Source organism: Aeromonas ichthyocola (assembly GCF_046087985.1).
In the GTDB taxonomy this organism is placed as follows: domain Bacteria; phylum Pseudomonadota; class Gammaproteobacteria; order Enterobacterales; family Aeromonadaceae; genus Aeromonas; species Aeromonas rivipollensis.
Map to the genome: position 1 here is coordinate 1 of NZ_JBJSWH010000007.1, position 22,541 is coordinate 22,541.

The 22,541-nt window shown below is 62.9% G+C and carries 22 protein-coding genes; 16 read left to right on the forward strand and 6 right to left on the reverse strand.

Going from position 1 to position 22,541, the window contains the following annotated elements; genetic code table 11:
* Position 1: 1 nt before the first annotated feature.
* Complete coding sequence (locus ACF2JD_RS18965; RefSeq protein ID WP_404839832.1) at positions 2–1,006, reverse strand: LysR substrate-binding domain-containing protein; 1,005 nt, start codon at positions 1,004–1,006, stop codon at positions 2–4.
* 281 nt (positions 1,007–1,287) lie between these two features.
* On the opposite strand from ACF2JD_RS18965, the gene tatA reads away from it, so the two are divergent.
* From tatA to ACF2JD_RS18980, 3 genes are all read left to right on the forward strand, one after another.
* A complete protein-coding gene (tatA, locus tag ACF2JD_RS18970) occupies positions 1,288–1,449 on the forward strand; it encodes a twin-arginine translocase TatA/TatE family subunit (RefSeq protein WP_205642680.1) in 162 nt (53 codons plus the stop codon).
* A gap of 14 nt (positions 1,450–1,463) precedes the next feature.
* A complete protein-coding gene (locus ACF2JD_RS18975) occupies positions 1,464–1,766 on the forward strand; it encodes a YfcZ/YiiS family protein (protein WP_042650556.1) in 303 nt (100 codons plus the stop codon).
* A gap of 232 nt (positions 1,767–1,998) precedes the next feature.
* Positions 1,999–3,459, forward strand: a complete 1,461-nt coding sequence (locus tag ACF2JD_RS18980) for an MltF family protein (protein ID WP_163137361.1) — start codon at positions 1,999–2,001, stop codon at positions 3,457–3,459.
* A gap of 4 nt (positions 3,460–3,463) precedes the next feature.
* On the opposite strand, the gene ACF2JD_RS18985 is transcribed toward ACF2JD_RS18980, so the two are convergent.
* Positions 3,464–3,625: a hypothetical protein gene (locus ACF2JD_RS18985; protein ID WP_394294426.1), complete on the reverse strand. Its 162-nt coding sequence runs from the start codon at positions 3,623–3,625 to the stop codon at positions 3,464–3,466.
* A gap of 75 nt (positions 3,626–3,700) precedes the next feature.
* On the opposite strand from ACF2JD_RS18985, the gene ACF2JD_RS18990 reads away from it, so the two are divergent.
* On the forward strand, positions 3,701–4,954 hold the full coding sequence (locus ACF2JD_RS18990; RefSeq protein WP_440987969.1) for a phospholipase D-like domain-containing protein: 1,254 nt from the start codon (positions 3,701–3,703) through the stop codon (positions 4,952–4,954).
* A gap of 475 nt (positions 4,955–5,429) precedes the next feature.
* Here the strand turns inward: ACF2JD_RS18990 and ACF2JD_RS18995 are convergent, their stop codons facing one another.
* The gene (locus ACF2JD_RS18995; protein WP_106885215.1) at positions 5,430–6,548 is read right to left on the reverse strand and encodes a fatty acid desaturase; all 1,119 of its coding nucleotides are present in this window, start codon (positions 6,546–6,548) and stop codon (positions 5,430–5,432) included.
* Positions 6,549–6,697: 149 nt separating this feature from the next.
* Here ACF2JD_RS18995 and fabR point away from each other — a divergent pair, with 149 nt between their 5' ends.
* Positions 6,698–7,318 (forward strand): HTH-type transcriptional repressor FabR, encoded by a 621-nt coding sequence (gene fabR, locus ACF2JD_RS19000; protein WP_025325415.1) that lies wholly within the window; start codon positions 6,698–6,700, stop codon positions 7,316–7,318.
* Positions 7,319–7,337: 19 nt separating this feature from the next.
* The gene (locus ACF2JD_RS19005) at positions 7,338–7,703 is read left to right on the forward strand and encodes a YijD family membrane protein (RefSeq protein WP_111910783.1); all 366 of its coding nucleotides are present in this window, start codon (positions 7,338–7,340) and stop codon (positions 7,701–7,703) included.
* 37 nt (positions 7,704–7,740) lie between these two features.
* Here ACF2JD_RS19005 and ACF2JD_RS19010 read toward each other — a convergent pair whose 3' ends face one another.
* Positions 7,741–8,055: a DUF1145 domain-containing protein gene (locus ACF2JD_RS19010; protein ID WP_025325417.1), complete on the reverse strand. Its 315-nt coding sequence runs from the start codon at positions 8,053–8,055 to the stop codon at positions 7,741–7,743.
* A gap of 120 nt (positions 8,056–8,175) precedes the next feature.
* A complete protein-coding gene (rsmD, locus tag ACF2JD_RS19015; RefSeq protein WP_440987970.1) occupies positions 8,176–8,805 on the reverse strand; it encodes a 16S rRNA (guanine(966)-N(2))-methyltransferase RsmD in 630 nt (209 codons plus the stop codon).
* Between the two features lie 111 nt (positions 8,806–8,916).
* Here rsmD and ftsY point away from each other — a divergent pair, with 111 nt between their 5' ends.
* The 10 genes from ftsY (at position 8,917) to hutH (ending at position 21,308) form a co-directional block, all read left to right on the forward strand.
* Positions 8,917–10,875, forward strand: coding sequence for a signal recognition particle-docking protein FtsY (ftsY, locus tag ACF2JD_RS19020; RefSeq protein ID WP_440987971.1), 1,959 nt, complete (start codon positions 8,917–8,919; stop codon positions 10,873–10,875).
* Positions 10,876–11,079: 204 nt separating this feature from the next.
* Positions 11,080–11,751, forward strand: a complete 672-nt coding sequence (gene ftsE, locus ACF2JD_RS19025; RefSeq protein WP_025325420.1) for a cell division ATP-binding protein FtsE — start codon at positions 11,080–11,082, stop codon at positions 11,749–11,751.
* A gap of 97 nt (positions 11,752–11,848) precedes the next feature.
* Positions 11,849–12,802, forward strand: coding sequence for a permease-like cell division protein FtsX (gene ftsX / locus ACF2JD_RS19030; RefSeq protein WP_005323432.1), 954 nt, complete (start codon positions 11,849–11,851; stop codon positions 12,800–12,802).
* A 464-nt stretch (positions 12,803–13,266) separates the two neighbouring features.
* Positions 13,267–14,121 carry an RNA polymerase sigma factor RpoH gene (rpoH, locus tag ACF2JD_RS19035; protein WP_025325421.1) on the forward strand — a complete coding sequence of 285 codons (855 nt, stop codon included), beginning with the start codon at positions 13,267–13,269 and terminating at the stop codon, positions 14,119–14,121.
* 186 nt (positions 14,122–14,307) lie between these two features.
* Positions 14,308–14,967: a carbonate dehydratase gene (gene can, locus ACF2JD_RS19040; protein ID WP_025325422.1), complete on the forward strand. Its 660-nt coding sequence runs from the start codon at positions 14,308–14,310 to the stop codon at positions 14,965–14,967.
* A gap of 11 nt (positions 14,968–14,978) precedes the next feature.
* Entirely contained in the window at positions 14,979–15,683 is a 705-nt protein-coding gene (hutC, locus tag ACF2JD_RS19045) for a histidine utilization repressor (protein WP_106887812.1), read from the forward strand.
* Between the two features lie 155 nt (positions 15,684–15,838).
* The gene (hutI, locus tag ACF2JD_RS19050; RefSeq protein WP_162627246.1) at positions 15,839–17,074 is read left to right on the forward strand and encodes an imidazolonepropionase; all 1,236 of its coding nucleotides are present in this window, start codon (positions 15,839–15,841) and stop codon (positions 17,072–17,074) included.
* Positions 17,067–18,005, forward strand: a complete 939-nt coding sequence (gene hutG, locus ACF2JD_RS19055) for a formimidoylglutamase (RefSeq protein WP_440987972.1) — start codon at positions 17,067–17,069, stop codon at positions 18,003–18,005. Before hutI ends, hutG begins: the two co-directional genes overlap by 8 nt.
* 65 nt (positions 18,006–18,070) lie before the next feature.
* Entirely contained in the window at positions 18,071–19,774 is a 1,704-nt protein-coding gene (gene hutU, locus ACF2JD_RS19060; protein ID WP_440987973.1) for a urocanate hydratase, read from the forward strand.
* Position 19,775: 1 nt separating this feature from the next.
* Positions 19,776–21,308: a histidine ammonia-lyase gene (gene hutH / locus ACF2JD_RS19065; protein ID WP_395949324.1), complete on the forward strand. Its 1,533-nt coding sequence runs from the start codon at positions 19,776–19,778 to the stop codon at positions 21,306–21,308.
* A 69-nt stretch (positions 21,309–21,377) separates the two neighbouring features.
* Here the strand turns inward: hutH and ACF2JD_RS19070 are convergent, their stop codons facing one another.
* Positions 21,378–22,475: a calcium:proton antiporter gene (locus ACF2JD_RS19070; RefSeq protein ID WP_163137290.1), complete on the reverse strand. Its 1,098-nt coding sequence runs from the start codon at positions 22,473–22,475 to the stop codon at positions 21,378–21,380.
* Positions 22,476–22,541: the final 66 nt, after the last annotated feature.

Genomic DNA, 22,541 nt, shown 5'->3' on the forward strand with positions numbered 1-22,541 from the left:
CTTATTGTGCGTCCATGACGGCCAGCGCCTCGTCCGGGCGGGACGGGTCTCCGGCCGGGGCCTCCAGCTTGCCCATGATGAGGGTGAGCAAGGTCTCCCGCAGCCAGCGGTGTCCCGGATCCTCCTCGTGGCGCTGATGCCAGATGAGCAGGTGGGAGATGCTGTCCAGGGCGATGGGCAACGGCAGCGGCACCAGCGGATAGACCTGGGTCGCGTGGCGGGCATAGAGCCGGGAGAGTGTCACTATCATGTCCGAGTGCATGCCCATGCGCAGCGCCGCCTCGAAGGAGGGCACAGTCGCCTCGATCCGGCGGTAGAGATCCTGCTCTGCCAGCTTGTGATCCAGCATCCAGCGATCCCGTCCCTCGCAATAGGTCTGCACATGGGGGTAGGCCAGGTAGCGGGGGAGATCCCACTCGGGTTCGCGCAGGGCCGGGTGATCCCGCTGCACCAGGCAGGTGAGGTCATCGATGGCGAGCAGTCGCTGGCAGATGGCGTTGGGCAGGGTATCCAGCCTGAAATCCGAGTTGATGCAGTTCTCCCGCACCGTGAAGGCGATGTCCACCTGACCCTGGCTCATCTCGGTCAGGCTGTGCTCTGTCCACTCCTCGTAGCGCAGCCGGATCCCCGGTGCCTGGCGCTTGAGCTCGCTCAGGTAGAGCGGCGCGAACAGGGTGAAGGCGCTGTCCATGCTGGCGATGACGAATTCCCGCTCTGTGCTGGCGGGATCGAAGGCGGGGGGCTGGATCAGGTTGTCCAGGGAGAGCAGTATGGGTTGCAACTGCAACTGCAGATCGAGGGCGCGCGGGGTGGGATCCAGCCCGTAGGCGGAGCGGACGAACAGGGGATCGTCGAAGGTCTCCCGCAGGCGACCCAGGGCCTTGCTGACGGCGGACTGGCTCAGATGCAGACGGCGGGCGGCCCGGCTGCCATTGCGCTCTTCCAGCAAGACTTGCAGGATAATCAACAAATTAAGATCTATGCGCCCGAGCTGTTCCAGCAACATGATATGAATCCTCTTCAACTCTTAGATGAATTTATACCATTTGTTTTCATATCTTGGCGACCCTATGCTCGACCTGTCTCTCGCCTTCATGGCGACTGGTACAGGATGTAGCGGTTGAGGGGACAAGTAGCACCGACTCATACGGCGGCCAAAGGTCGCCGTATCTTTTTATGTTTTTTGACGATTTTCCTGCCAACTTGCGCCTGCCTTGATTTTGCCCAACAATCGTTGCGCCTTCTTTTGATACAAGCAACGGGTATCTATCTGTCAGGAGTCGCCCTATGGGACTTGGTGGAATTCATATCTGGCATCTGTTGATCCTGCTGGTGGTCGTCGTCGTGGTGTTTGGCAGCAAACGCCTGGCCGGTACCGGTGAGGATCTGGGCACCGCCATCAGGGATTTTCGTAAAGCCTTGCGTGACGATGAAGTACATCCGAAATGAGTAGGAGTGGAAGTATGTCTGTAGACGAAAAAGTGGAATTGAATGAAACCTGCGACAGCTGCGGCTGTTTCGCCGAGATCGGCACCATCATAGGTGAAGGCGACGATGTGATGGAGCTGGTGATCGAGGCTGCGGCAGAAGCCGACGCCCGCGCCAAACTCGCAGCCTATGAGGCGCTGGCCAAGCAGGTGACCGCCGAAGCCGTGATCGACAGCGAACTGACCCAGGGCGCCGACGGCGTTATCCTGAAGGCCCGTCTGCAATTCACCTGCACCGCCGAGAAACTGATTTTCGAGATGCGTGCCCGCTCTATCTGAGCCCCCCGATGAGACGGCAGGCTTGCCTGCCGTATTGCTTTGCCCCTCGCCTTTTCCCTCTCTTTGCGTTGTATAGTGAGTTATCCCACGGACGATCCGGTTTCAGTCCGGCACCAATAGTTCCGCTGCAGGAAGGTGCCATGATGGCACCCCGTCATGAGTCCCGCGTGTCGGGCCTTGTCCTGCCGAGAACCCTCAAGGCGCGAGTCGACCAACAGAAGGTGGCTACCTCATGATGCGATGGATTTGGGCCCTGCTGGTCCTCTGCTCTCTCCCTCTGCTGGCGGCGGATCTCGGTTCCCAGCCTGGTGATGCCCCTTCGCGCGCCGCGGACGTCAAGCCCAAGCTCCTGCCCCAACCCGGGGATCTCGAACACATACTGCAAAAGAAGGAGCTCAGGGCCCTGGTGGTCTATGAACGGGGCTTCTTCTTCTTCGACAAGGGGGCCCAGTACGGCATCCTGGTCAATCAACTGCAAGGCTTCGAGCGCTGGCTGAACCAGACCTATCTCCCCAAGGAGAAGCTCAAGCTCAAGATCATCTATATCCCGGTGCGTCAGGACAAGCTGCTGGACTACCTCACCGAGGGGCGGGGGGATCTGGTGGCGGCCAACCTGACGGTGACGCCGACCCGGCGCGAGCAGGTTACCTTCTCCCAGCCGCTCATCTCGCCCATCGAGGAGTGGGTGGTGAGCCAGCGGGAGCTGACGGGTTTCAACCGCATCACCCAGCTCTCCGGTCGGCGGATCTGGGTGCGGGCCAGCTCAAGCTATTACGAGAGCCTGCATCAGCTCAACTGGCTGTTCCGCGAGCTGGGGCTGCCCCCCGTCTACATAGAGACAGTGCCCGAGTACCTGCAGGACGGGGATCTGCTGGAGATGGTGGCGGCTGGCATCATACCGCTGACCGTCACCGACAGTTTCAAGGGGCGGATCTGGCTCGACATGATAGGGGGCCTCAAGGCCCACAAGCTGATCCCGCTGCGGGACAAGGGGCGCAGCGCCTGGGCACTGCGCAACAACAGCCCCGAGCTGCTCAAGGCGGTGAATGCCTATATCTCGGAGTCGAGCAAACGCACCCTCTACAGCGACATGACACTGCGTCGCCTGCTGGCCCAGAGTGACAAGATGAGCAACATACTGGCGCCGGATCCCCTGGGGCGGCTGTCGACCATCCGCAAGGTACTGGAAACCCAGGCCGACAAATATGAGCTCGACTGGCTGATGCTGGCGGCGCTGGCTTACAAGGAGTCGGGGCTCAATCCCAATGTCCGCTCCAACCGCGGGGCTGTCGGCATCATGCAACTGCTGCCGAGCACGGGGGGCGAGGTGGGGATCCGCGGCGCCAGGCTCACCAGCCTGGAAGGCAGTGTGGAGGCGGCCTGCCGTTACATGCGGCTCATTCTCGATACCTACTTCAACGATCCCGGGATGGACAGGCTCAACCGTCACCTGTTCGCCCTGGCGGCCTACAACGCAGGCCCGAACCGGGTGCAGGCGTTGCAGGCCAAGGCCAGGGAGAGGGGGCTGGATCCGAATGTCTGGTTTGGCAACGTGGAGCAGCTGGTGGCCAACGAGGTCGGCCAGGGCCCCATCAACTACGTCGGCACCATCTACAAATACTACGTGGCCTACCGCTTCAGCCTGCCTCAGGTGGAGGGCAAGACAGAGGCCATGGAGGCGGTCCAGCCCTGAGTGCTCAGTGCCGGTCGGGCAGGCCATCCTCGGGGGTAAAGGGGAGGGCTTCCCAGCCCTGATCCCTGTGCTGCTGGTACCAGGGGGTCAGCAGCCTGGCGGGAGTGGGATCAGGCTGACTGACCTGGGGTCTCTGGCTGAGGCAGGGGTGGTCGCGCACTTCCATCATCGGCTCCTTGACACGCCGCAATCGGGGCTGTTGTCTGGGTTATGCCACCGTCTCATGACAAGGAGATGACCCTTGATCCCCGCCGAATTTGCCCTGCTCGATGATCCCGGCGCCGCCCTCAAGGCTCGCTGCCAGCTGATCCGCGGTGCCCGCAGCCGGATCCAGGCCCAGTATTACAGCTGGGAGGAGGACAGCAGCGGCAAGCTGTTGCTGTCCGAGTTGCTCCATGCGGCGCGGCGCGGGGTCCGGGTCCAGCTGCTCATCGACGATCTCTATGCTGGCGACAACCGCTTCCTCGAGGTGGTGGCGGCAGAGCCCGGCATCGAGGTGCGGCTGTTCAATCCATTCTGGCTCAGGGGTTGGCGCCCCCTGACCCTGCTGCTGGAAGGCCTGCTCAGCTTCCGGCGCATCAACCACCGCATGCACAACAAGCTGCTGCTGGTGGATGGCCACGAGGCGGTGATCGGTGGCCGCAACATCGGCGATCCTTACTTCGGGCTGGGGGCGCCCCCTCACTTCGTCGATCTGGATCTGGTCTGCCGCGGCCCCCTCTGCCGCCAGGCCGAGCAGGGCTTCGAGCTGTTCTGGCGCAGCCGCTGGAGCCACCCCATCCGGCGCCTGTTGCGGCGCCCCCTGCTGCCCGCCGAGATCCGCGCGGTGAACGACTTCCTGCTGACCCTGACCGACCCGGCGGTGGCCATGGTCTACGATCTGCCCGCCAGCCTGTTTGATGGCGCGCCTCTTCCCTTGCGTTGGCATCCGGGGGTCGGAGAGTGCTGGTTTGACAGGCCCGGCAAGGGGCTTATCTCCCGGCCGACCACGGCGCCCCGGCTGGGGCGCAAGCTGGCTGGCAACCAGGGGGCGCTGCGGTTGGTGAGTCCTTACCTGATCCTGACCCGGAGCCTGCGTCGCCATCTCAAGCGGCTGCGTCAGGCCGGGGTCGGCATCGAAATCCTGACTAACTCCCTGGCCAGCACAGACGTGCCCCTGGTGTATGGCGCCTACCGGCGCCACCGCCCCTGGCTGGAGCGGCAGGGCATAGTGCTGGCCGAGCTGTCGGATGAGGGGCGCAGCCTGCATGCCAAGCTGATCCTGATGGGGGAGGAGGAGGCGCTGCTCGGCAGCTTCAATCTGGATCCCCGCTCCCTGATGCTCAACACCGAGCTGATGCTGCATCTGAGCTGCCCGGCGCTCTGTGCCGAGCTGCGGCACTGGCTCTGCGGCTGGCAACGGGCGGCGGTCCATCCTGTGGTGGCGCCCCCCTCGACGCTGCGGCGCCTGCTGGCGCGACTGAGCGACTGGCTGCCGCTGCGCCCCTGGCTGTGAGTGGAGCCCGGCTTGTGCGAGATCTCGCAAAGCCTTGTGCGCCTTCGAGGATAACGTTTGCCATCCAAAGCCGGATTGATATTTTATCGTATTGTTTTTAATCACTTTATGTCGATAGGCGATACCTGATGCAGCGCCCTCGCTTGCATACAGGGCCGCATATAACGGTTTTTTATTTTATTTAACTGCGTAGTATTTCGGTTGCAAGGACAAACACGGCGGCTGGTCTGCCGTGTGGGTGAGGGCAGCAAGGGAGTGGGTCGGCCGGCGTGTTCTGGCTGGCAGTGCGGATCGGGAGCGGAAACCCGTGACGCGCATCAGCCCCGTTATTGCCGGATCCCAATATGGAACATGCTATTTGCGAGGGGGTGACATGCGAATGTCGCCCCATTTTTTATGCCAAGGGATCGTCAGACGCCCATGAAAAGACCGCCAGCGGGCGGTCTTGGGCAATCAGGTCTGTCGGTCAGCCGCCTCAGGCGATGCCGGCCAGCAGGCGACTCCAGTTGCGCTTGGCAACGAGGAAGCCATCCCTCAGGTTGCGATACTCCAGCTGCAGCTTGAGCCTGTCGTAGCGGGCCAGCGCCTTGCGCTTGCGCTGCTCCAGCAACAGCTTGCGGCTGGCGTAGTAGTGCTGGATCTGCAGGCTCAGCTTGTCGTACTCCTCCTGCAGCAGCGCCTGCCACAGCTCCCTGTCCTCTGCCTTGCGCAGCCTGGCCTGGGCGCGTTTGAGCTGCATCTCCAGCCTGGCCTGCTCGATCCGCTCCTCTGGACAGGATCTGAGATCCCCGGCCAGTCCGCACCAGGCGGCGGTGCGGATCAGCCACTTGGTGGGGTCGAACTGCCACCAGTGGATGCCGTTGCGGTAGTCGTTCTCGAACAGGTGATGGAAGTTGTGATACCCCTCGCCGAAGGTGAAGAAGGCCAGGATGCCGTTGTCCCGCGCACTGTTGCGATCGGTGAAGGGCTGGCTGCCCCAGATGTGGGCCAGGGAGTTGATGAAGAAGGTGGTGTGGTGGGTCATCACCATGCGCAGCACCCCCGCCAGCAACAGCATGCCGAGCAGATCTCCATGGATCAGGCCGAGCAGCAGCGGGATGCCGATGTTGGTGGCCAGGGTCAAGGCCAGATAGTGCCTGTGCTGGAAGGCGACGACGGCGTTGTTCTGCAGATCCCGCACATTGCTGTAATCGTGGTAGATCTCGCGCTGGTATTCCCGCAGCATCCAGCCGATGTGGGAGTACCAGAAGCCGCGGCCCGCGCTGTAGGGATCCTTCTGGTTGTCATCCACGTGACGGTGGTGACGGCGGTGATCGGACGACCAGTGCAGTGCCGAGTTTTGCAGGGCGAGGGCGCCGCCGATGGCGAAGATCCATTGCAGGGCTGGGTGCGCCTTGTAGGCCTTGTGGGACCAGAGTCGGTGATAACCGGCGGTGATGGAGATGCCGCAGTAGCAGAACAGCAGCAGGAAGCAGCCCCACTGCCAGAGGTCATAGCCATGGGTCAGGCCGTACCAGGGTACCGCAATCAGTGCCGTCAGCCCGGAGAGGGCGAACAGCAGGGTGTTGGTCATGATGATCGGGGGGCGGTCCATTTCACTCGGCTCCATTCAGCGAACAGCTGTCCACTATTCTCCATTGAGCCGGAATGCGGGTCAATGGTAAAAAAGTCGGAGACAAACCTGATCCAGGCCCCGCCTTCGGGTTATCATCTGGCCTCGCTAATCTCAAGGTGACTGTTTTCGTGGGTATTCGCGCGCAACAAAAAGAAAAGACCCGGCGTACGCTGATCGAAGCGGCGTTCAGTCAACTCTGTGCCAACCGCAGCTTCTCCAACCTCAGTCTGCGGGAAGTGGCCAGGGAGGCGGGCATAGCGCCGACCTCCTTCTACCGTCATTTTCGCGACATGGAAGAGCTGGGGCTGACGCTGGTGGACGAGGGCGGCCTGACCCTGCGCCAGCTGATGCGCCAGGCGCGCCAGCGCATCGCCGGTGGCGGTAGCGTCATCAGCACCTCGGTGCAGACCTTCATGGAATTCGTCGAAAACAACCCGAACATCTTCCGGCTGCTGCTCCGTGAGCGCTCCGGCACCTCTGCGGCCTTCCGTCAGGCGGTGGCCCGCGAGATCCAGCACTTCATCGCCGAGTTGACCGATTATCTGGAGGCGACCACGCAGGCGCCACGGGAAGAGGCCTACATCCAGGCCGAAGCCATGGTCACCATCGTCTTCAGCGCCGGTGCCGACGCCCTCGACATGACCCCCGAGGAGTGCCGGGCCCTGTCGGAGCGCACCATCAGCCAGTTGCGGATGATCGCCATGGGCGCCGAGGTCCAGAACCGCAAGCGCCGCGAATCTCTCTCTTAAGTCAAGGATGGACAGTCCCATGCATGAATCGAACGCGATCCCGAAGAAGCCCCTGTTGCTGGCCCTGCTCATCGGCATCTGCGGTGATGCCTTCCTGTCGGTGTTGACCGAGTCGGTCGTGCCCTTCTCCTTCTTCCCCCTGATCGCCCTGCTGCTGGCGGCCTACCAGCTCTATCAGCACTATCGCCACGAGCCCATAGTCGGCAACACCCCCAGCTGCATCCTGCTCTGCTTCTTCATCGGGGCGTTCGGGCACACGGCGCTGCTCAAGGTGCAGTACCCCGAGCTTGGCAGCAACTTCTTCTCCCTGATCGCCATGCTGCTGCTGCTCGCCGTGCTCTCCATCAAGCTCGGCATCAGCCTGGGGAAAAAAGTGAAGGAGTGACATGTCACTCCTTCAGGTTCGATCTGGCGGTCTCGGGTCAGTCAGCCCGGGGCGGGGTTTCTCCCCTCTGCCTGGCGTCTATGATGGCCTGCAGCTTGGCGCGGATCTCCATCATGCCGAACACGCCGAAGATCAGCACCTGGGTGAACTCGAGGCGGGTGATGGCAAAGTAGGGCTTGCAGGCGGCCTTGATCATGCTGGCCTGCACCCAGTGCATCAGTATCACTATGACGCCGCACACCGGCAGAAAACCGTTCAGTTTGCCCGGCAGCGTGCCGAGCAGGGCGAGCACCACGCCGAGCCAGAAGAACAGCAGCACGCCCATCGCCAATAGATTAAACACCCGCTTCATCGCTTATCTCCCGTACATAGAGTTGATAGCAGACCTGACCGGCCTGCTTGTCCTTGAGTTGTTGCTGTTGTCCAAGTTGACAGGGAGTGGCAATCGCCCATTTCCCCTCCCGCCTGGCATTCAAACCGCGGCGTCATCCTTGGTATCCCGCAGATAGAGCTGGTAGCAGACCTGACCCGCTTGTTTGTCCTTGAGCTGTTGCCAGCTGGCTGGCAGGGGGAGATCGCTCATCTCCTTTTCCCGTTCAAGATAGATGAGGGCATCCGGCGCCAGCCAGCCGCGCTGCTCCAGCAGCTCGCACACCTGGGGCAGCAGTTCACGGCGAAACGGTGGATCCAGGAACACCAGATCGAAGGGGGTGGCCGGGCCTTGCAGCCAGCTCACCGCATCGGCCTGGATCACCTCGCCCTGCTGGCTGCCGAGGGCGGCCAGGTTCTTCCTGAGCTGCTCGGCGGCTCCCTTGTCCATCTCGACCAGGGTCACCTGCTCGGCGTAGCGCGACAGCGCCTCCAGCCCCAGGCCGCCGCTGCCGGCAAACAGGTCGAGGCAGCGGGCACCGCGGACATGGGGTGCCAGCCAGTTGAAGATGGTCTCCTTGACGCGATCCGTGGTGGGTCTGAGTCCGTCAACATCCCTGACCGGCAGTTTACGGCCCTTCCACTGGCCGCTGATGATTCTTACCACGCCCGCTCGCCCCTGGGGGGCTGGGCTCTTGTTCGGGCTGTTACGGCTGGATTTCACTCTGGGCATCGCGTTTCGTCGTCAGAAAATAAAGTGGTAGTATAAGGCGGTTCATTTTTATGCCGACCCGCCGAGGGACGGCTATCTTAGCAGTCAGCCAACGAAGTGAGTATTTTTTAGATGGCAAAAGGTTTGTTTTCCTGGCTGGGTTTCGGCCGCAAGAAAGAAGAGGCTGAGGCCGTCCAATCACAGGCCCTTGACGCCACCCCGGCTGTCGCCGAGTCCGAGGCCACCGTTGCCCCCGCTCCCGTCGCTGATGTTTCCCTGACCGAGGCCCCTGCTGTACCGCACGAGGCGCCCCTGGCGACCCCTGACGAAGGCCCTCTGGTGGTGGAGGAACCCGCCTCCGAACTCGAGCCCGTCATCGTCAATGGGGCGCTGATCGCCGCCGAGGCCCAGGCTGCCGAAGCCGCCCGTGTTGCTGCCGAGGCCCAGGCTGCGGAAGCTGCCCGTGTTGCCGCCGAGGCACAAGCCGCGGAAGCTGCCCGCGTTGCCGCCGAGGCAGAGGCTGCCGAAGCCGCCCGTGTTGCCGCCGAGGCACAAGCCGCGGAAGCTGCCCGCGTTGCCGCCGAGGCAGAGGCTGCCGAAGCCGCTCGCGTTGCCGCCGAGGCACAAGCTGCCGAAGCCGCCCGCGTTGCCGCCGAGGCCCAAGCTGCGGAAGTTGCTCGCGCTGCCGCCGAGGCACAAGCCGCCGAAGCCGCCCGTATTGCCGCCGAGGCGCAGGCTGCCGAAGCTGCTCGCGCTGCCGCCGAGGCGCAAGCTGCCGAAGCCGCCCGTGTTGCTGCGGAAGCACAAGCCGCCGAAGCCGCTCGCATTGCCGCCGAGGCAGAGGCTGCGGAAGCCGCCCGCATTGCCGCCGAGGCAGAGGCTGCGGAAGAAGCTCGCATCGCCGCCGAAGCCCGCGCTGCGGAAGAGGCGCGTATTGCAGCAGAAGCGCAGGCTGCAGAAGAGGCACGTATTGCTGCTGAGGCTCGTGCCGCGGAAGAGGCACGTATTGCCGCCGAGGCACAGGCTGCTGAAGAGGCGCGTATCGCCAAAGAGGCCCAGCGAGCGGAAGATCTGCGCCTGGTCGCCGAGATGGAGGCAGATGCCGCCGCGCTGGCAGCCCTGCCCCTGGCCGCCAAGGTGGACGACGATACTCAGGACAAGCCGCAGCGGGAGGGCTTCTTTGCTCGCCTCAAGCGCAGCCTGGTGCGCACCAAGGAGAATATCGGCTCCGGTTTCTTCGGCCTGTTCCGCGGCAAGAAGATCGATGACGAGCTGTTCGAGGAGCTGGAGACTCAGTTGCTGACCGCCGATCTCGGCGTGGATACCACCAGCCGTATCATCGAAGGGCTGGTGCAGCACGCGGATCGCAAGCAGCTCAAGGATGCCGAGGCGCTCTACGGTCTGCTCAAGCAAGACATGGGGGCCATGCTGACTCAGGTCGAGCAGCCGCTGGTGATCGACACCAGCAAGAAGCCTTACGTGATCCTGATGGTCGGCGTGAACGGTGTCGGCAAGACCACCACCATCGGCAAGATGGCCAAGCAGTTCCAGGCCGACGGCAAGAGCGTCATGCTGGCGGCGGGGGATACCTTCCGTGCCGCCGCGGTCGAGCAGCTTCAGGTGTGGGGTCAGCGCAACAACATTCCGGTGATCGCCCAGCACACAGGTGCCGACTCAGCCTCCGTCATCTATGACGCCATCGAGGCCGCCCGCTCCCGCGGTGCCGACGTGCTGATTGCCGACACCGCCGGTCGCCTGCAGAACAAGAGCAACCTGATGGAAGAGCTCAAGAAGGTGGTGCGGGTGATGAAGAAGCTGGATGAAGAGGCGCCCCACGAGATCATGCTGACCCTGGATGCGGGCACAGGCCAGAACGCCCTGAGCCAGGCCAAGCTGTTCAGCGAGGCGGTGGGCCTGACCGGCATCACCCTCACCAAGCTGGATGGGACCGCCAAGGGCGGCGTCATCTTCGCGGTGGCCGACAAGTTCCAGATCCCGATCCGTTATATAGGGGTGGGCGAGGGGATCGACGATCTGCGTCCCTTCGTTGCCAACGACTTTATCGAGGCGCTCTTCAGCCGCGAGGAATGAGTTCGGCCACGAAGAGTCAGCTCAGCCGTGATGAGCAAGTGTTCCATGCCCCGACTCAGGTCGGGGCTTGTCACTGTCAGGGTATAAGGCCGCCAAGGTGCGTGGCTGCGGATCGGCCATTTCATCGAGGCCTGGTGTCGCCGCGAAGAGTCAGTGTGCCATGCTTCGATCCCGGTCGGGGTTGGTCAATCTCAGGGAACCGTTATGATTCGTTTTGACAAGGTCAGCAAGGTATACAGCGGTGGTCATCAGGCGCTGCAGAAGGTCAGCTTCCACCTGCGAAAGGGGGAGATGGCCTTCCTGACCGGCCATTCGGGGGCGGGCAAGAGTACCCTCCTCAAACTGATCAGCGTGATGGAGCGACCGACCGATGGTCGCGTCTTCTTCCATGGCGATGACGTCAGCCAGATCAAGCGCAGCCAGATCCCCTATGTGCGCCGCCAGATCGGGATGATCTTTCAGGATCACCGGCTGCTGATGGACAGAACCGTGTTCGACAACGTGGCCCTGCCCCTGGTGATCGATGGCTACAGCCATGCCGACATCAACAAGCGGGTGGCGGCGGCGCTGGACAAGGTCGGCCTGCTCGGCAAGGAGCGTTACCAGCCGCGCATGCTCTCCGGTGGTGAGCAGCAGCGGGTCGGCATCGCCCGCGCCATCGTCAACAAGCCGCCCCTGCTGCTGGCGGATGAGCCGACCGGCAACCTGGATCCCCAGCTCTCCATGGACATCATGCGCCTGTTCGAGGAGTTCAATCGCTTCGGGGTTTCGGTGCTGATTGCCACTCACGATCTGGGGCTGATCGCCCGCATGCGCTATCGCACCCTGACCCTGAAGGCCGGGCGCATGTATTCCCAAGAGCAGGAGGAGAGCTGATGGCCATAGTTCGTCATAAACAGCCCCCTCTGTGCCCTCTGATTATGGTCACTCGGATGGATCAGGTTGCCGATATTCGACAGGGGAGGGAGTTCTGATGGCTATTGTTCGTCATAAACAGCCGCCGCTGCGCCGTCTGATGATGTACGGCGTGGATCACGTGCGTCAGGCCTTTGCCAGTCTGGGAGAGCTGTGGCGCAACCCGCTCGCCTCCCTGATGACACTGGCGGTGCTCGGGGTCAGTCTGGCGCTGCCCTCCTGCTTCCACGTGCTGCTGAAAAACGCCGAAGTGGTGGAAGGGAGCTGGCAGACCAGCTCCCAGATCTCCCTCTACCTGCGCAAGGATCTGCCGGAGCAGAGCATCCTCGACATGAAGCAGCGGATCCTGCTCTATCCCGAGGTGGAGTCCGTCACCTACATGAACCGGGACGAGGCGCTCAAGGAGTTCCGCGAGATCTCCGGCTTCGGCGATGCTCTCGACTACCTCGACAGCAACCCGCTGCCGCCTGTGCTGAGCGTGATCCCGGATCCGCGCTGGCAGAATCCGGAAGGGGCCGCAGAGCTGCTCGCCAAGCTGGAGAATGAGCCCGGCATCGAACAGGGCAAGCTGGATCTGCAGTGGCTGACCCGGCTGCAGGGGATCATGAACCTGCTGCGCCACACCATCACCGGCATAGCGGTGCTGCTGCTCTCCGCCGTGCTGCTGATCGTCGGCAACACCCTGCGTCTGAACATACTCAACCAGAGATCCGAGATCGAAGTGCTCAAGCTGGTGGGGGCGACCGACGCCTTCATTCACCGTCCTTTCCTCTACACCGGCATCTGGTTCGGGGTGATCGGCGGCATGCTGGCCTGGTGGCTGACCGAGGTCATGGTGATCTGGAGCGAGGGGGTGGTGAAGGAGCTGGCGGGGCTTTACAACAGCAACTTCCGGCTGGTGGGGATGGGGGCGTTCGACGGCTTCAATCTCATACTGTTGGGGGCCTTGCTGGGGCTGATTGCGTCCTGGTTCTCGGTGCACAGACACATTCGCGACATAGAACCATCCTGATTAATTTGTCAGCATTTTAAAGCGCTGGATTTTGCGAACTGGATCAAGTAAAAGAGTGGCCCGTTTCTGGCACGGGCCACTTTCTCAGAGTAATCTGAATGAGGCCTGCACCAAGGATCATATTTGGATCCTGTGAACCTTTTGATTTATAAACAGTCTATCTAGTGCAACAGAATTTATACGGGTGTGGCCCCTCTGCCTTGCTCGTCTGACTTGGCAAGCATGTGAAGGTTGCGAGCTCCGCAACAATGGACTTAGCATGCTACTTTTCAGGGGTCCTTCACTGTGACCCCTTTTTTTTGACCGTTCATTTATGATTCATCCCGTCAGCCTAAGATAGCCCGGGTTCATGCTGGGGCCGATGTTTGACTTATGTTTGATGTGGGCCGCAGAATGACCCCCGGTCGGTAGACAGGCCCTCTCAGGGTGTTAGACTGATTCGATTGAAAAGTAAGAGGTAGAACATGGGAACTTCATTGCAACGCACTATGGCTCTGATTCCGCAAGGTAGTCTGGAAGGCTATATCCAAGCCGTCAACTCGATCCCCGTGCTGAGCGCGGAGGAAGAGCGTGAACTGGCGATGCGTTTGCAGCAGGGTGGCGATCTCGAGGCTGCCCGTCAGCTGGTCATGTCGCATCTGCGTTTTGTCGTTCACGTGGCCAAGAGCTACTCCGGCTATGGCCTGCCTCAGGCCGATCTGGTGCAGGAAGGCAATATCGGCCTGATGAAGGCGGTCAAGCGCTTCGACCCGAGCGTCGGGGTGCGTCTGGTCTCCTTCGCCGTGCACTGGATCAAGGCCGAAATCCACGAATATGTGCTGCGCAACTGGCGCATGGTCAAGGTGGCCACCACCAAGGCCCAGCGCAAGCTGTTCTTCAACCTGCGCAAGTCCAAGAAGCGTCTGGGCTGGCTGAATCACGAAGAGGTGCAGGCCGTTGCCGCGGATCTCGGGGTTTCTGCCGCGGACGTCACCGAGATGGAAGCGCGCATGAGCAACTACGATCAGGCCTTCGATCTGGTCGGTGACGATGAGGATGAAGGTGGCTTCGCCCCCGTCCATTATCTGGAAGACAAGTCTTCCGATCTGGCCGCCACCATAGAGAATGACAACTGGGACAGCCACGCCACCCGTCGCCTGAGTGCGGCCATGGCCACCCTGGACGAGCGCAGCCAGCACATCATCCGCGCCCGCTGGCTGGATGAGGAGAGCAAGACCACCTTGCAGGAGCTGGCCGACAACTACGGTGTGTCCGCCGAGCGTGTGCGTCAGCTTGAGAAGAACGCGCTCAAGAAGCTGAAGGATGCGATGGCCGCCTGAGGGCATTCGCCGAGCCTGTGAACCGCTCAAGAAACTGAAAGACGCCATGGATGCCTGAGAGCATTCTCTTGTAGAAAACAGGGCCTGATGGCCCTGTTTTTGTTTCATCGGGATCTGGTCGGCCTTGCCTTGGTTACCCTTGTGTATGGTATGTTGCCGCCACTGCCACAGTTAGGGAGAGCAGAAGTGAAACTGTTGAACGACCTGTTTACCAATAACCGCGAGTGGGCGGAACGGATCAAGGCCGAAGATCCCGATTTCTTCGCTACCCTCTCCGCCCAGCAGGCGCCCGAGTACCTCTGGATCGGCTGCTCCGACAGCCGGGTTCCCGCCAACCAGCTGATGGGCCTGCTGCCGGGGGATGTCTTCGTCCACCGCAACGTCGCCAATCTGGTGGTACACACCGATTTCAACTGCCTCTCGGTGCTGCAATACGCGGTGGAGGTGCTCAAGGTGAAGCACATCATCGTCTGCGGCCACTACGGTTGCGGCGGCGTCAAGGCGGCGATGCAGAACCAGGAGCTGGGCCTCATCGACAACTGGCTGCGCAACATCAAGGATGTCTATTTCAAGTACGGCGAACAACTCGAAGCCATCGAGGATGAGCACGAGCGCTTCGACTATCTGTGCGAGCTGAACGTGGCCGAGCAGGTCGCCAACGTCTGCCACACCACCATCATCCAGAATGCCTGGCGCAAGGGGCAGGAGCTGGCGGTGCACGGCTGGATCTACGGCATCAAGGACGGTCTGCTGCACGATCTCGATCTCTGCATCAGCGGCCCTGATCAGATCCCGGACGTCTACCGTGCCTGGCCGGACATGCGTCCGCCTCACCGTCGTCGCTGAGGAACCCATTGGTGGCACCCGCCCTCTATCTGCAGATCAAACAGCATATCCTGGACGGGATCCGCGAACGCCACTATCAGGCAGGCGACAGGATCCCGACCGAGGCCGCCCTGTGCGAGCAGTTTGCCGTGAGCCGGATGACGGTCAACAAGGCGCTGCGTGAACTGGTGGCCGAGGGCTGGCTCAATCGCACCGCCGGCTCCGGCAGCTTCGTGGCGGACAGGCGTGCCGAGTCGCCGCTGCTGGCCATTCGCAACATAGCCGACGAGATCGCCGAGCGGGGCAGCCAGTACAGCGCCCGGGTGATCCGCCTGCAGCGCCAGGCTGCGGACGAGAAGGTGGCGGTACGACTGGGTTTGCGGGTCGGGGCGCCCACCTTCCACAGCCTCATCGTCCATCAGGCCGATGGGGAGCCGCTGCAACTGGAGGAGCGTTTCGTCGATGCCGAACGCCTGCCCGGCTATGGGGAGCAGGACTTCACGAAACAGACGCCGAACAGCTATCTGATGGAAGTCTGCCCGCTCTCCGAGATGGAGCACGTGGTGGAGGCTGTGCTGCCGAGCGCCGGCGAGGCGGGCTTGCTGCAGGTGAGGGTCGATACCCCCTGCCTGCTGCTGCATCGCCGCACCTGGTCGGATGGCTTCCTGGTCTCCTACGCCAGGCTGCTCTCGCCAGGCTCCCGCTACAAGCTGAGCTCCAAGACCCGATTGACTTGATTGTATATACATTTCTTGTTTTAAGAGCCCACCCTTCGGTGGGCTTTTTTGTGCTTAAACTCTAATGAAACCGCTGTTATCAAGATGTGAACTTGATCCTTTCTTTCTCGTCAGAGATCGGCTATAAATTATTGTATATACATTTAGAGGTCGGTATGAACAAGGAACTGTTGAACTGCGAGCGGGTCTGGCTCAACGTGACACCCGCCACCCTGCGCTCCGATCTGGCGGACTACGGTCTGCTGGAACCCCATGCCCTCGGCGTGCATGAAGGCAGGATCCACGCCCTGGTCCCCATGCAGGATCTCAAGGGACCCCATCCCGCCCACTGGCGTGACATGAAGGGCAGGCTGGTGACTCCTGGCCTCATCGATTGCCACACCCACCTCATCTTTGCCGGCAGCCGGGCCGAGGAGTTCGAGCTGCGCCAGCAGGGCGTGCCCTACAGCGACATCGCCCGCAAGGGGGGTGGCATACTCTCCACAGTACGGGCCACCCGCGCGGCCAGCGAGGATCAGCTCTATGAGCTGGCGGTGCCGAGGATCAAGTCCCTGATCCGGGAAGGAGTCACGACTGTGGAGATCAAGTCCGGCTATGGCCTCACCCTGGCGGACGAGCTCAAGATGCTGCGGGTCGCCCGCCGGCTGGGGGAGGCGCTGCCCATCCGGGTCAAGACCACCTTGCTGGCCGCCCATGCGGTGCCGCCGGAGTACCGCGACGATCCCGACTCCTGGATCGAGACCATCTGCCAGGAGATCATCCCGGCAGCCGCCGAGGCGGGTCTGGCGGATGCGGTGGACGTCTTCTGCGAGCACATCGGCTTCTCCCTGGCCCAGACCGAGCAGGTCTATCTGGCGGCGGATCAATACAATCTCGCGGTGAAGGGGCACATGGAGCAACTCTCCAACCTGGGGGGCAGCACGCTCGCCGCCAACTTCGGTGCCCTCTCGGTGGATCACCTGGAGTATCTGGATCAGGACGGGATCCAGGCGCTGGCCCACCGTGGCGTGGTCGCCACCCTGCTGCCCACCGCCTTCTACTTCCTCAAAGAGACCAAGCTGCCGCCAGTTGCCGCTCTGCGCAAGGCGGGGGTGCCCATGGCTGTCTCCTCCGACATCAACCCGGGCACGGCCCCCATCGTCTCCCTTCGCATGGCCATGAACATGGCCTGCACCCTGTTCGGCCTGACCCCGGTCGAGGCCATGGCCGGGGTGACCCGCCACGCCGCCCGGGCGCTCGGCGAGCAGGAGCGTCTGGGGCAGCTGAGAGTGGGCATGCAGGCCGATTTTCTGGTCTGGAATTGCACCCACCCCTCGGAGATCAGCTACCTGATCGGGGTCGATCAGCTGGTCAGCCGGGTTCTCAACGGGGAGGAGACGCTCCATGGATAAGTTCAACGCGGCCGACATGTCGGTCTGGCAGGGGCGCCAGGATCCGGAAGATGGTGAACTGGCCCTGCGCTGGCACAACAAGGTACAGCCCTGGCAAGCAGGCAGCGAGCCCGGCGTGGTGCTGCTCGGTTTTGCCTGTGACGAAGGGGTGCGCCGCAACAAGGGGCGGGTCGGTGCCGCTGCTGCCCCGCTGGCGGTGCGCAAGCTGCTCGCCAACACCGCCTGGCATCTGAGCCGTCCCGTCCATGACGGCGGCGATCTGGCCTGCGAGGACGGCGATCTCGATGCCGCCCACGACAGGCTGGCCGAGCGGGTCGCCCGTGCGCTGGATCTGGGTCACTTCCCGCTGGTGCTGGGGGGGGGCCACGAGGTGGCCTTCGGCAGCTGGAGCGGCCTCAATCGCCATCTGGGTGGCAAGGGCCGGGTCGGCATCATCAACTTCGATGCCCACTTCGATCTGCGCATGAAGCAGGAGCAGGCAAGCTCGGGCACCCCCTTCTTCCAGATCGCCGAGCAGTGCGCCGCCCAGGGCACGCCCTTTACTTACGCCTGCCTCGGGGTGGCCGAGACCGCCAACACGGCTGCGCTCTTTGCCCGCGCCGAGACGCTGGGGGTCTGGCATGTGCTGGACGAGGAGATGACCCAGGCCGAGCTGCCGGTGTTGCTGGCGGGGCTGGACGCCTTTATCGCCCGCTGCGATCACCTCTATCTCACCATAGATTTGGATGTGTTACCCGGCGCCGTCATGCCGGGGGTGAGCGCCCCCGCCGCCCGCGGCGTCGAGCTGGCCGTCATCGAACCCCTGATCGCCCATATCCGGGCCAGCGGCAAGCTCAGGCTCGCCGATCTGGCCGAGTACAACCCGAGTCTGGATCTGGACAACCGCAGCGCCCGCGTGGCCGCCCGGCTGGTCCATCAACTAACCAAGTAGCCGGCCGACTCGCCAGGGGCACTGTGCCCCCGCATGGCGGCTGCATTGATAAACAAGGAGTGTCTATGTCTGTGCAACACCAGGATCCCCGTCACGACCCGAGCCGGGTAATCCGTGCCCCCCGCGGTACCGAGCTGACCGCCAAGAGCTGGCTGACCGAGGCGCCCCTGCGGATGCTGATGAACAACCTGGATCCGGAAGTGGCCGAGCATCCCCAGTCCCTGGTGGTCTATGGCGGTATAGGCCGCGCCGCCCGCAACTGGGCCTGCTACGACAAGATAGTCGAGGTGCTGACCCGTCTCGAGGACGACCAGACCCTGCTGGTGCAATCCGGCAAGCCGGTCGGGGTGTTCCAGACCCACAAGGACGCGCCGCGGGTGCTGATCGCCAACTCCAACCTGGTGCCCCACTGGGCCAACTGGGAGCACTTCAACGAGCTCGATAAGAAGGGCCTGATGATGTACGGCCAGATGACCGCCGGCTCCTGGATCTACATAGGCACCCAGGGGATAGTGCAGGGCACCTACGAGACCTTCTTCGCGGTGGCGAACCAGCACTTCAACGGGGAACCGAAAGGACGCTGGATCCTCACTGGCGGTCTGGGTGGCATGGGCGGCGCCCAGCCCCTGGCCGCCACCATGGCCGGCTTCTCCATGATTGCCGTGGAGTGCGACGAGACCCGCATCGATTTCCGCTTGAAGACCCGCTACGTCGACAAGAAGGCCCACAGCCTGGATGAGGCGCTGGCCATGGTCGAGGAAGCCAAACGTAGCGGTACCGCCATCTCCGTCGGCCTGCTTGGCAACGCCGCCGACGTCTTTGCCGAACTGGTGGCCCGTGGCATCACCCCGGACGTGGTGACCGACCAGACCTCGGCCCACGATCCCATCCACGGCTACCTGCCCCAGGGCTGGAGCTTGCCTAAGTGGCGTGAGCTGCAAAAATCCGCCCCCCAGGAGGTGAACCAGGCGGCTCGTCACTCCATGGCGCGCCAGGTGGAAGCCATGCTGACCCTGCAAGCCCGCGGTGCAGCCACGCTGGATTATGGGAATAACATCCGCCAGATGGCGCTGGAAGAAGGGGTGAAGAATGCCTTCGACTTCCCGGGCTTCGTACCGGCCTATATTCGCCCGTTGTTCTGCGAGGGGATAGGTCCCTTCCGCTGGGTGGCTCTGTCCGGGGATCCGGAAGACATCTACAAGACCGACCAGAAGGTGAAGGAGCTGATCCCGGACGATCCCCACCTGCACAACTGGCTCGACATGGCCCGCGAGCGCATCGCCTTCCAGGGCCTGCCGGCGCGGATCTGCTGGGTCGGGGTCAAGGATCGGGTGCGCCTGGGCCTGGCCTTCAACGAGATGGTGAAGAATGGCGAGCTGAAAGCGCCCGTGGTCATAGGTCGCGATCACCTGGACTCCGGCTCGGTGGCGAGCCCGAACCGGGAGACCGAATCCATGATGGATGGCTCCGATGCCGTCTCCGACTGGCCGCTGCTCAACGCCCTGCTGAACACCGCAGGTGGCGCGACCTGGGTCTCCCTGCACCACGGTGGTGGCGTCGGCATGGGCTTCTCCCAGCACTCCGGCGTGGTGATCGTCTGTGACGGCAGCGACGACGCCGCCAAGCGGGTCGGCCGGGTGCTGCGCAACGACCCGGCCACAGGCGTGATGCGTCATGCGGACGCTGGCTACGAGATTGCCATCAACTGTGCCCATGAGGCGAAACTGGATCTGCCGATGCTGAACACAGCTGGCAAAGGGGTGAAATAAGATGTTTGAACTCAATCTGCAACCGGGCAAGCTCTGCCTCGCCACCCTGCGCCGCGTCAGCCGCGAGCCTGTCCATCTCAGCCTGGACTCGTCCGCCCTGCCTGGGATCCACGCCTCCGCCGCCGTGGTCACCAAGGTAATCGAGCAAAACCGCGTGGTGTATGGCATCAACACCGGCTTTGGCCTGCTGGCCAACACCCGCATCCCGGTGGAGCAGCTGGATGAACTGCAGCGCTCCATAGTGCTCTCCCACGCCGCCGGGATTGGCGAGTACATGGATGACGCCACCGTGCGGCTGATGATGGTGCTCAAGGTCAACTCGCTGGCGCGGGGCTTCTCCGGCATCCGCCTGACGGTGCTCGAGGCCCTGATGACCCTTATCAACGCCGAAGTCTATCCTGTGGTGCCGAAGAAGGGCTCCGTCGGCGCCTCCGGCGACCTGGCGCCCCTGGCCCACATGAGCTGCTTGTTGATCGGGGAGGGCAAGGCCCGCCACAAGGGCGAGCTGATCGACGCCGCCACTGCACTCAAGATTGCGGGTTTGGAGCCCATCGCTCTGGCACCCAAAGAGGGGCTGGCGCTGCTCAATGGCACCCAGGCCAGCACGGCGTTTGCGCTGGAAGGCCTGTTCCACGCCGAGGATCTGTTCGCCGGCGCCATCACCATAGGTGCCATGAGCGTGGAGGCCGCCCTGGGCAGTCGCCGCCCGTTCGATGCCCGCATCCATGAGGTGCGCGGTCAGCGCGGCCAGATCGAGGCCGCCGCCTGCTACCGCCACCTGCTGGTGGATGGCAGCGAGATCGGTATGTCCCATCACAACTGCGAGAAGGTGCAGGATCCCTACTCACTGCGCTGCCAACCCCAGGTGATGGGGGCCTGTCTGGCCCAGATCCGCCACGCCGCCGAGGTGCTGGTGTGCGAGGCCAATGCGGTCTCCGACAATCCCCTGGTGTTTGCCGAGGATGAGGAGATCCTCTCCGGTGGTAACTTCCACGCCGAGCCGGTGGCCTTCGCCGCCGACAACCTGGCCCTGGCCATCGCGGAAATCGGCTCGCTGTCCGAGCGACGTATGGCGCTGCTGATCGATTCCCGCATGTCGGGCCTGCCGGCCTTCCTGGTCAACAACGGCGGTGTGAATTCCGGCTTCATGATCGCCCAGGTCACCTCGGCGGCGCTCGCCTCCGAGAACAAGACGCTGGCCCACCCGGCCTCGGTGGACAGCCTGCCCACCTCCGCCAACCAGGAGGATCACGTCTCCATGGCCACCTTCGCCGGTCGCCGTCTGGCGGACATGGCGGAGAACACCCGCGGCATACTGGCGGTCGAGCTGCTCGCCGCCGCCCAGGGGCTGGACTTCCGCGCCCCCCTGCGCAGCACAGAGCTTATCGAGCTGGCCAAGGGACGACTGCGTGAAGAGGTCAGCTTCTATGACAAGGACAGGTACTTCTCGCCGGACATCGAGGCTGCCGCCGCCCTGCTGGGGCGTGCCAGCTACAACGATCTGATCCCGGCCGGGGTGCTGCCGAGCCTCTAAGCTGCTATCCGCCCATAACAAAAGACCGCCCGATGGGCGGTCTTTTCGTTGCTGCGGTAGCTTGATCCGTTATTCGTGCTCAAACATCAGGAACAGATAAACGACGAACAGCACCAGATGGGTGGCGCCATGGAGCACATTGGTGCGGCCACTGCTGAAGGTCACCTTGCACACCATGAGAGTGGTGATGAGCAGCACCATGTCGGCGGCGGAGAGGCCGAGGCGCACCTCCTGCCCGAGCAGGGAGCCGATGAACAGCACAGAGGGGACCGTCAGGGCTATGGTGGCCAGCACGGAACCGAAGTAGAGGTTCATGGCGCGCTGCAACTGGTTGTTGAAGGCGGCCTTGATGGCGCCGACAGCCTCAGGTGCGAGCACTATACAGGCCACGATGAAGCCGCCCAGGGCCGCCGGGGCCTCCAGCACATGGACCCCGTAGTTGATGGGGATGGCGAGCGTCTTGGCCAGCAGTATCACCACCACCAGGTAGGCGAGCAGCAGCAGGGTGTGATAGACGTTGCTGCGTAGTATGCCGTGGTGTTCCTCGTGGTCCTCGTGGTCGCTGTCGACGAAGAAGTGGCTGTGGCTGCGGGTCTGGATCAGCAGGAAGACGCCGTAGAGCAGGACCGAGATGATGATCAGCATCCAGGACATGGCGCTGGACATGCTGCCCAGGGTACCGCCTCGGGTGAAGTTCGGCAGCACCAGGCAGAGCAGGGCCAGGGGAATGATGGCGACCAGGTAGGATTTGACCCCGTCCAGATTGAAGTTCTGGGTGTGATAGCGCCAGCCGCCAAACAGCAGGGTGAAGCCCACCAGGCCGTTGGTCACCAGCATCACCACGGCGAACATGGTGTCGCGGGCCATGGTGGGGTTGGGGTCGCCGGTCAGCATCACGGAGGAGATCATCACCACCTCGAGGGAGATGACCGACAGGGTCAGGATCAGGGTGCCGAAAGGTTCACCCAGCTTGATGGCCAGGGCGTCGGAGTGACGCACGACGGAGAAGATGGCCCAGGTGACGATGGCGAGCAGGGCCAGTGACACCGGCAGGTAAACCGCAAGGGGGGTTGCTTCTGTCAGCAGGTCGCTGCCCAGGGTCTTGAAGAAGAGCAGGGTCAGCAGGCCAACGGGCAGGGCAATCTCTTGCCGGATAAAGGACTTCATAGGCAGTGGTTCTCATTCAGGGGGCGTGGACGACCGGATGACATAAACAGGCTGCGCGGTTATCGG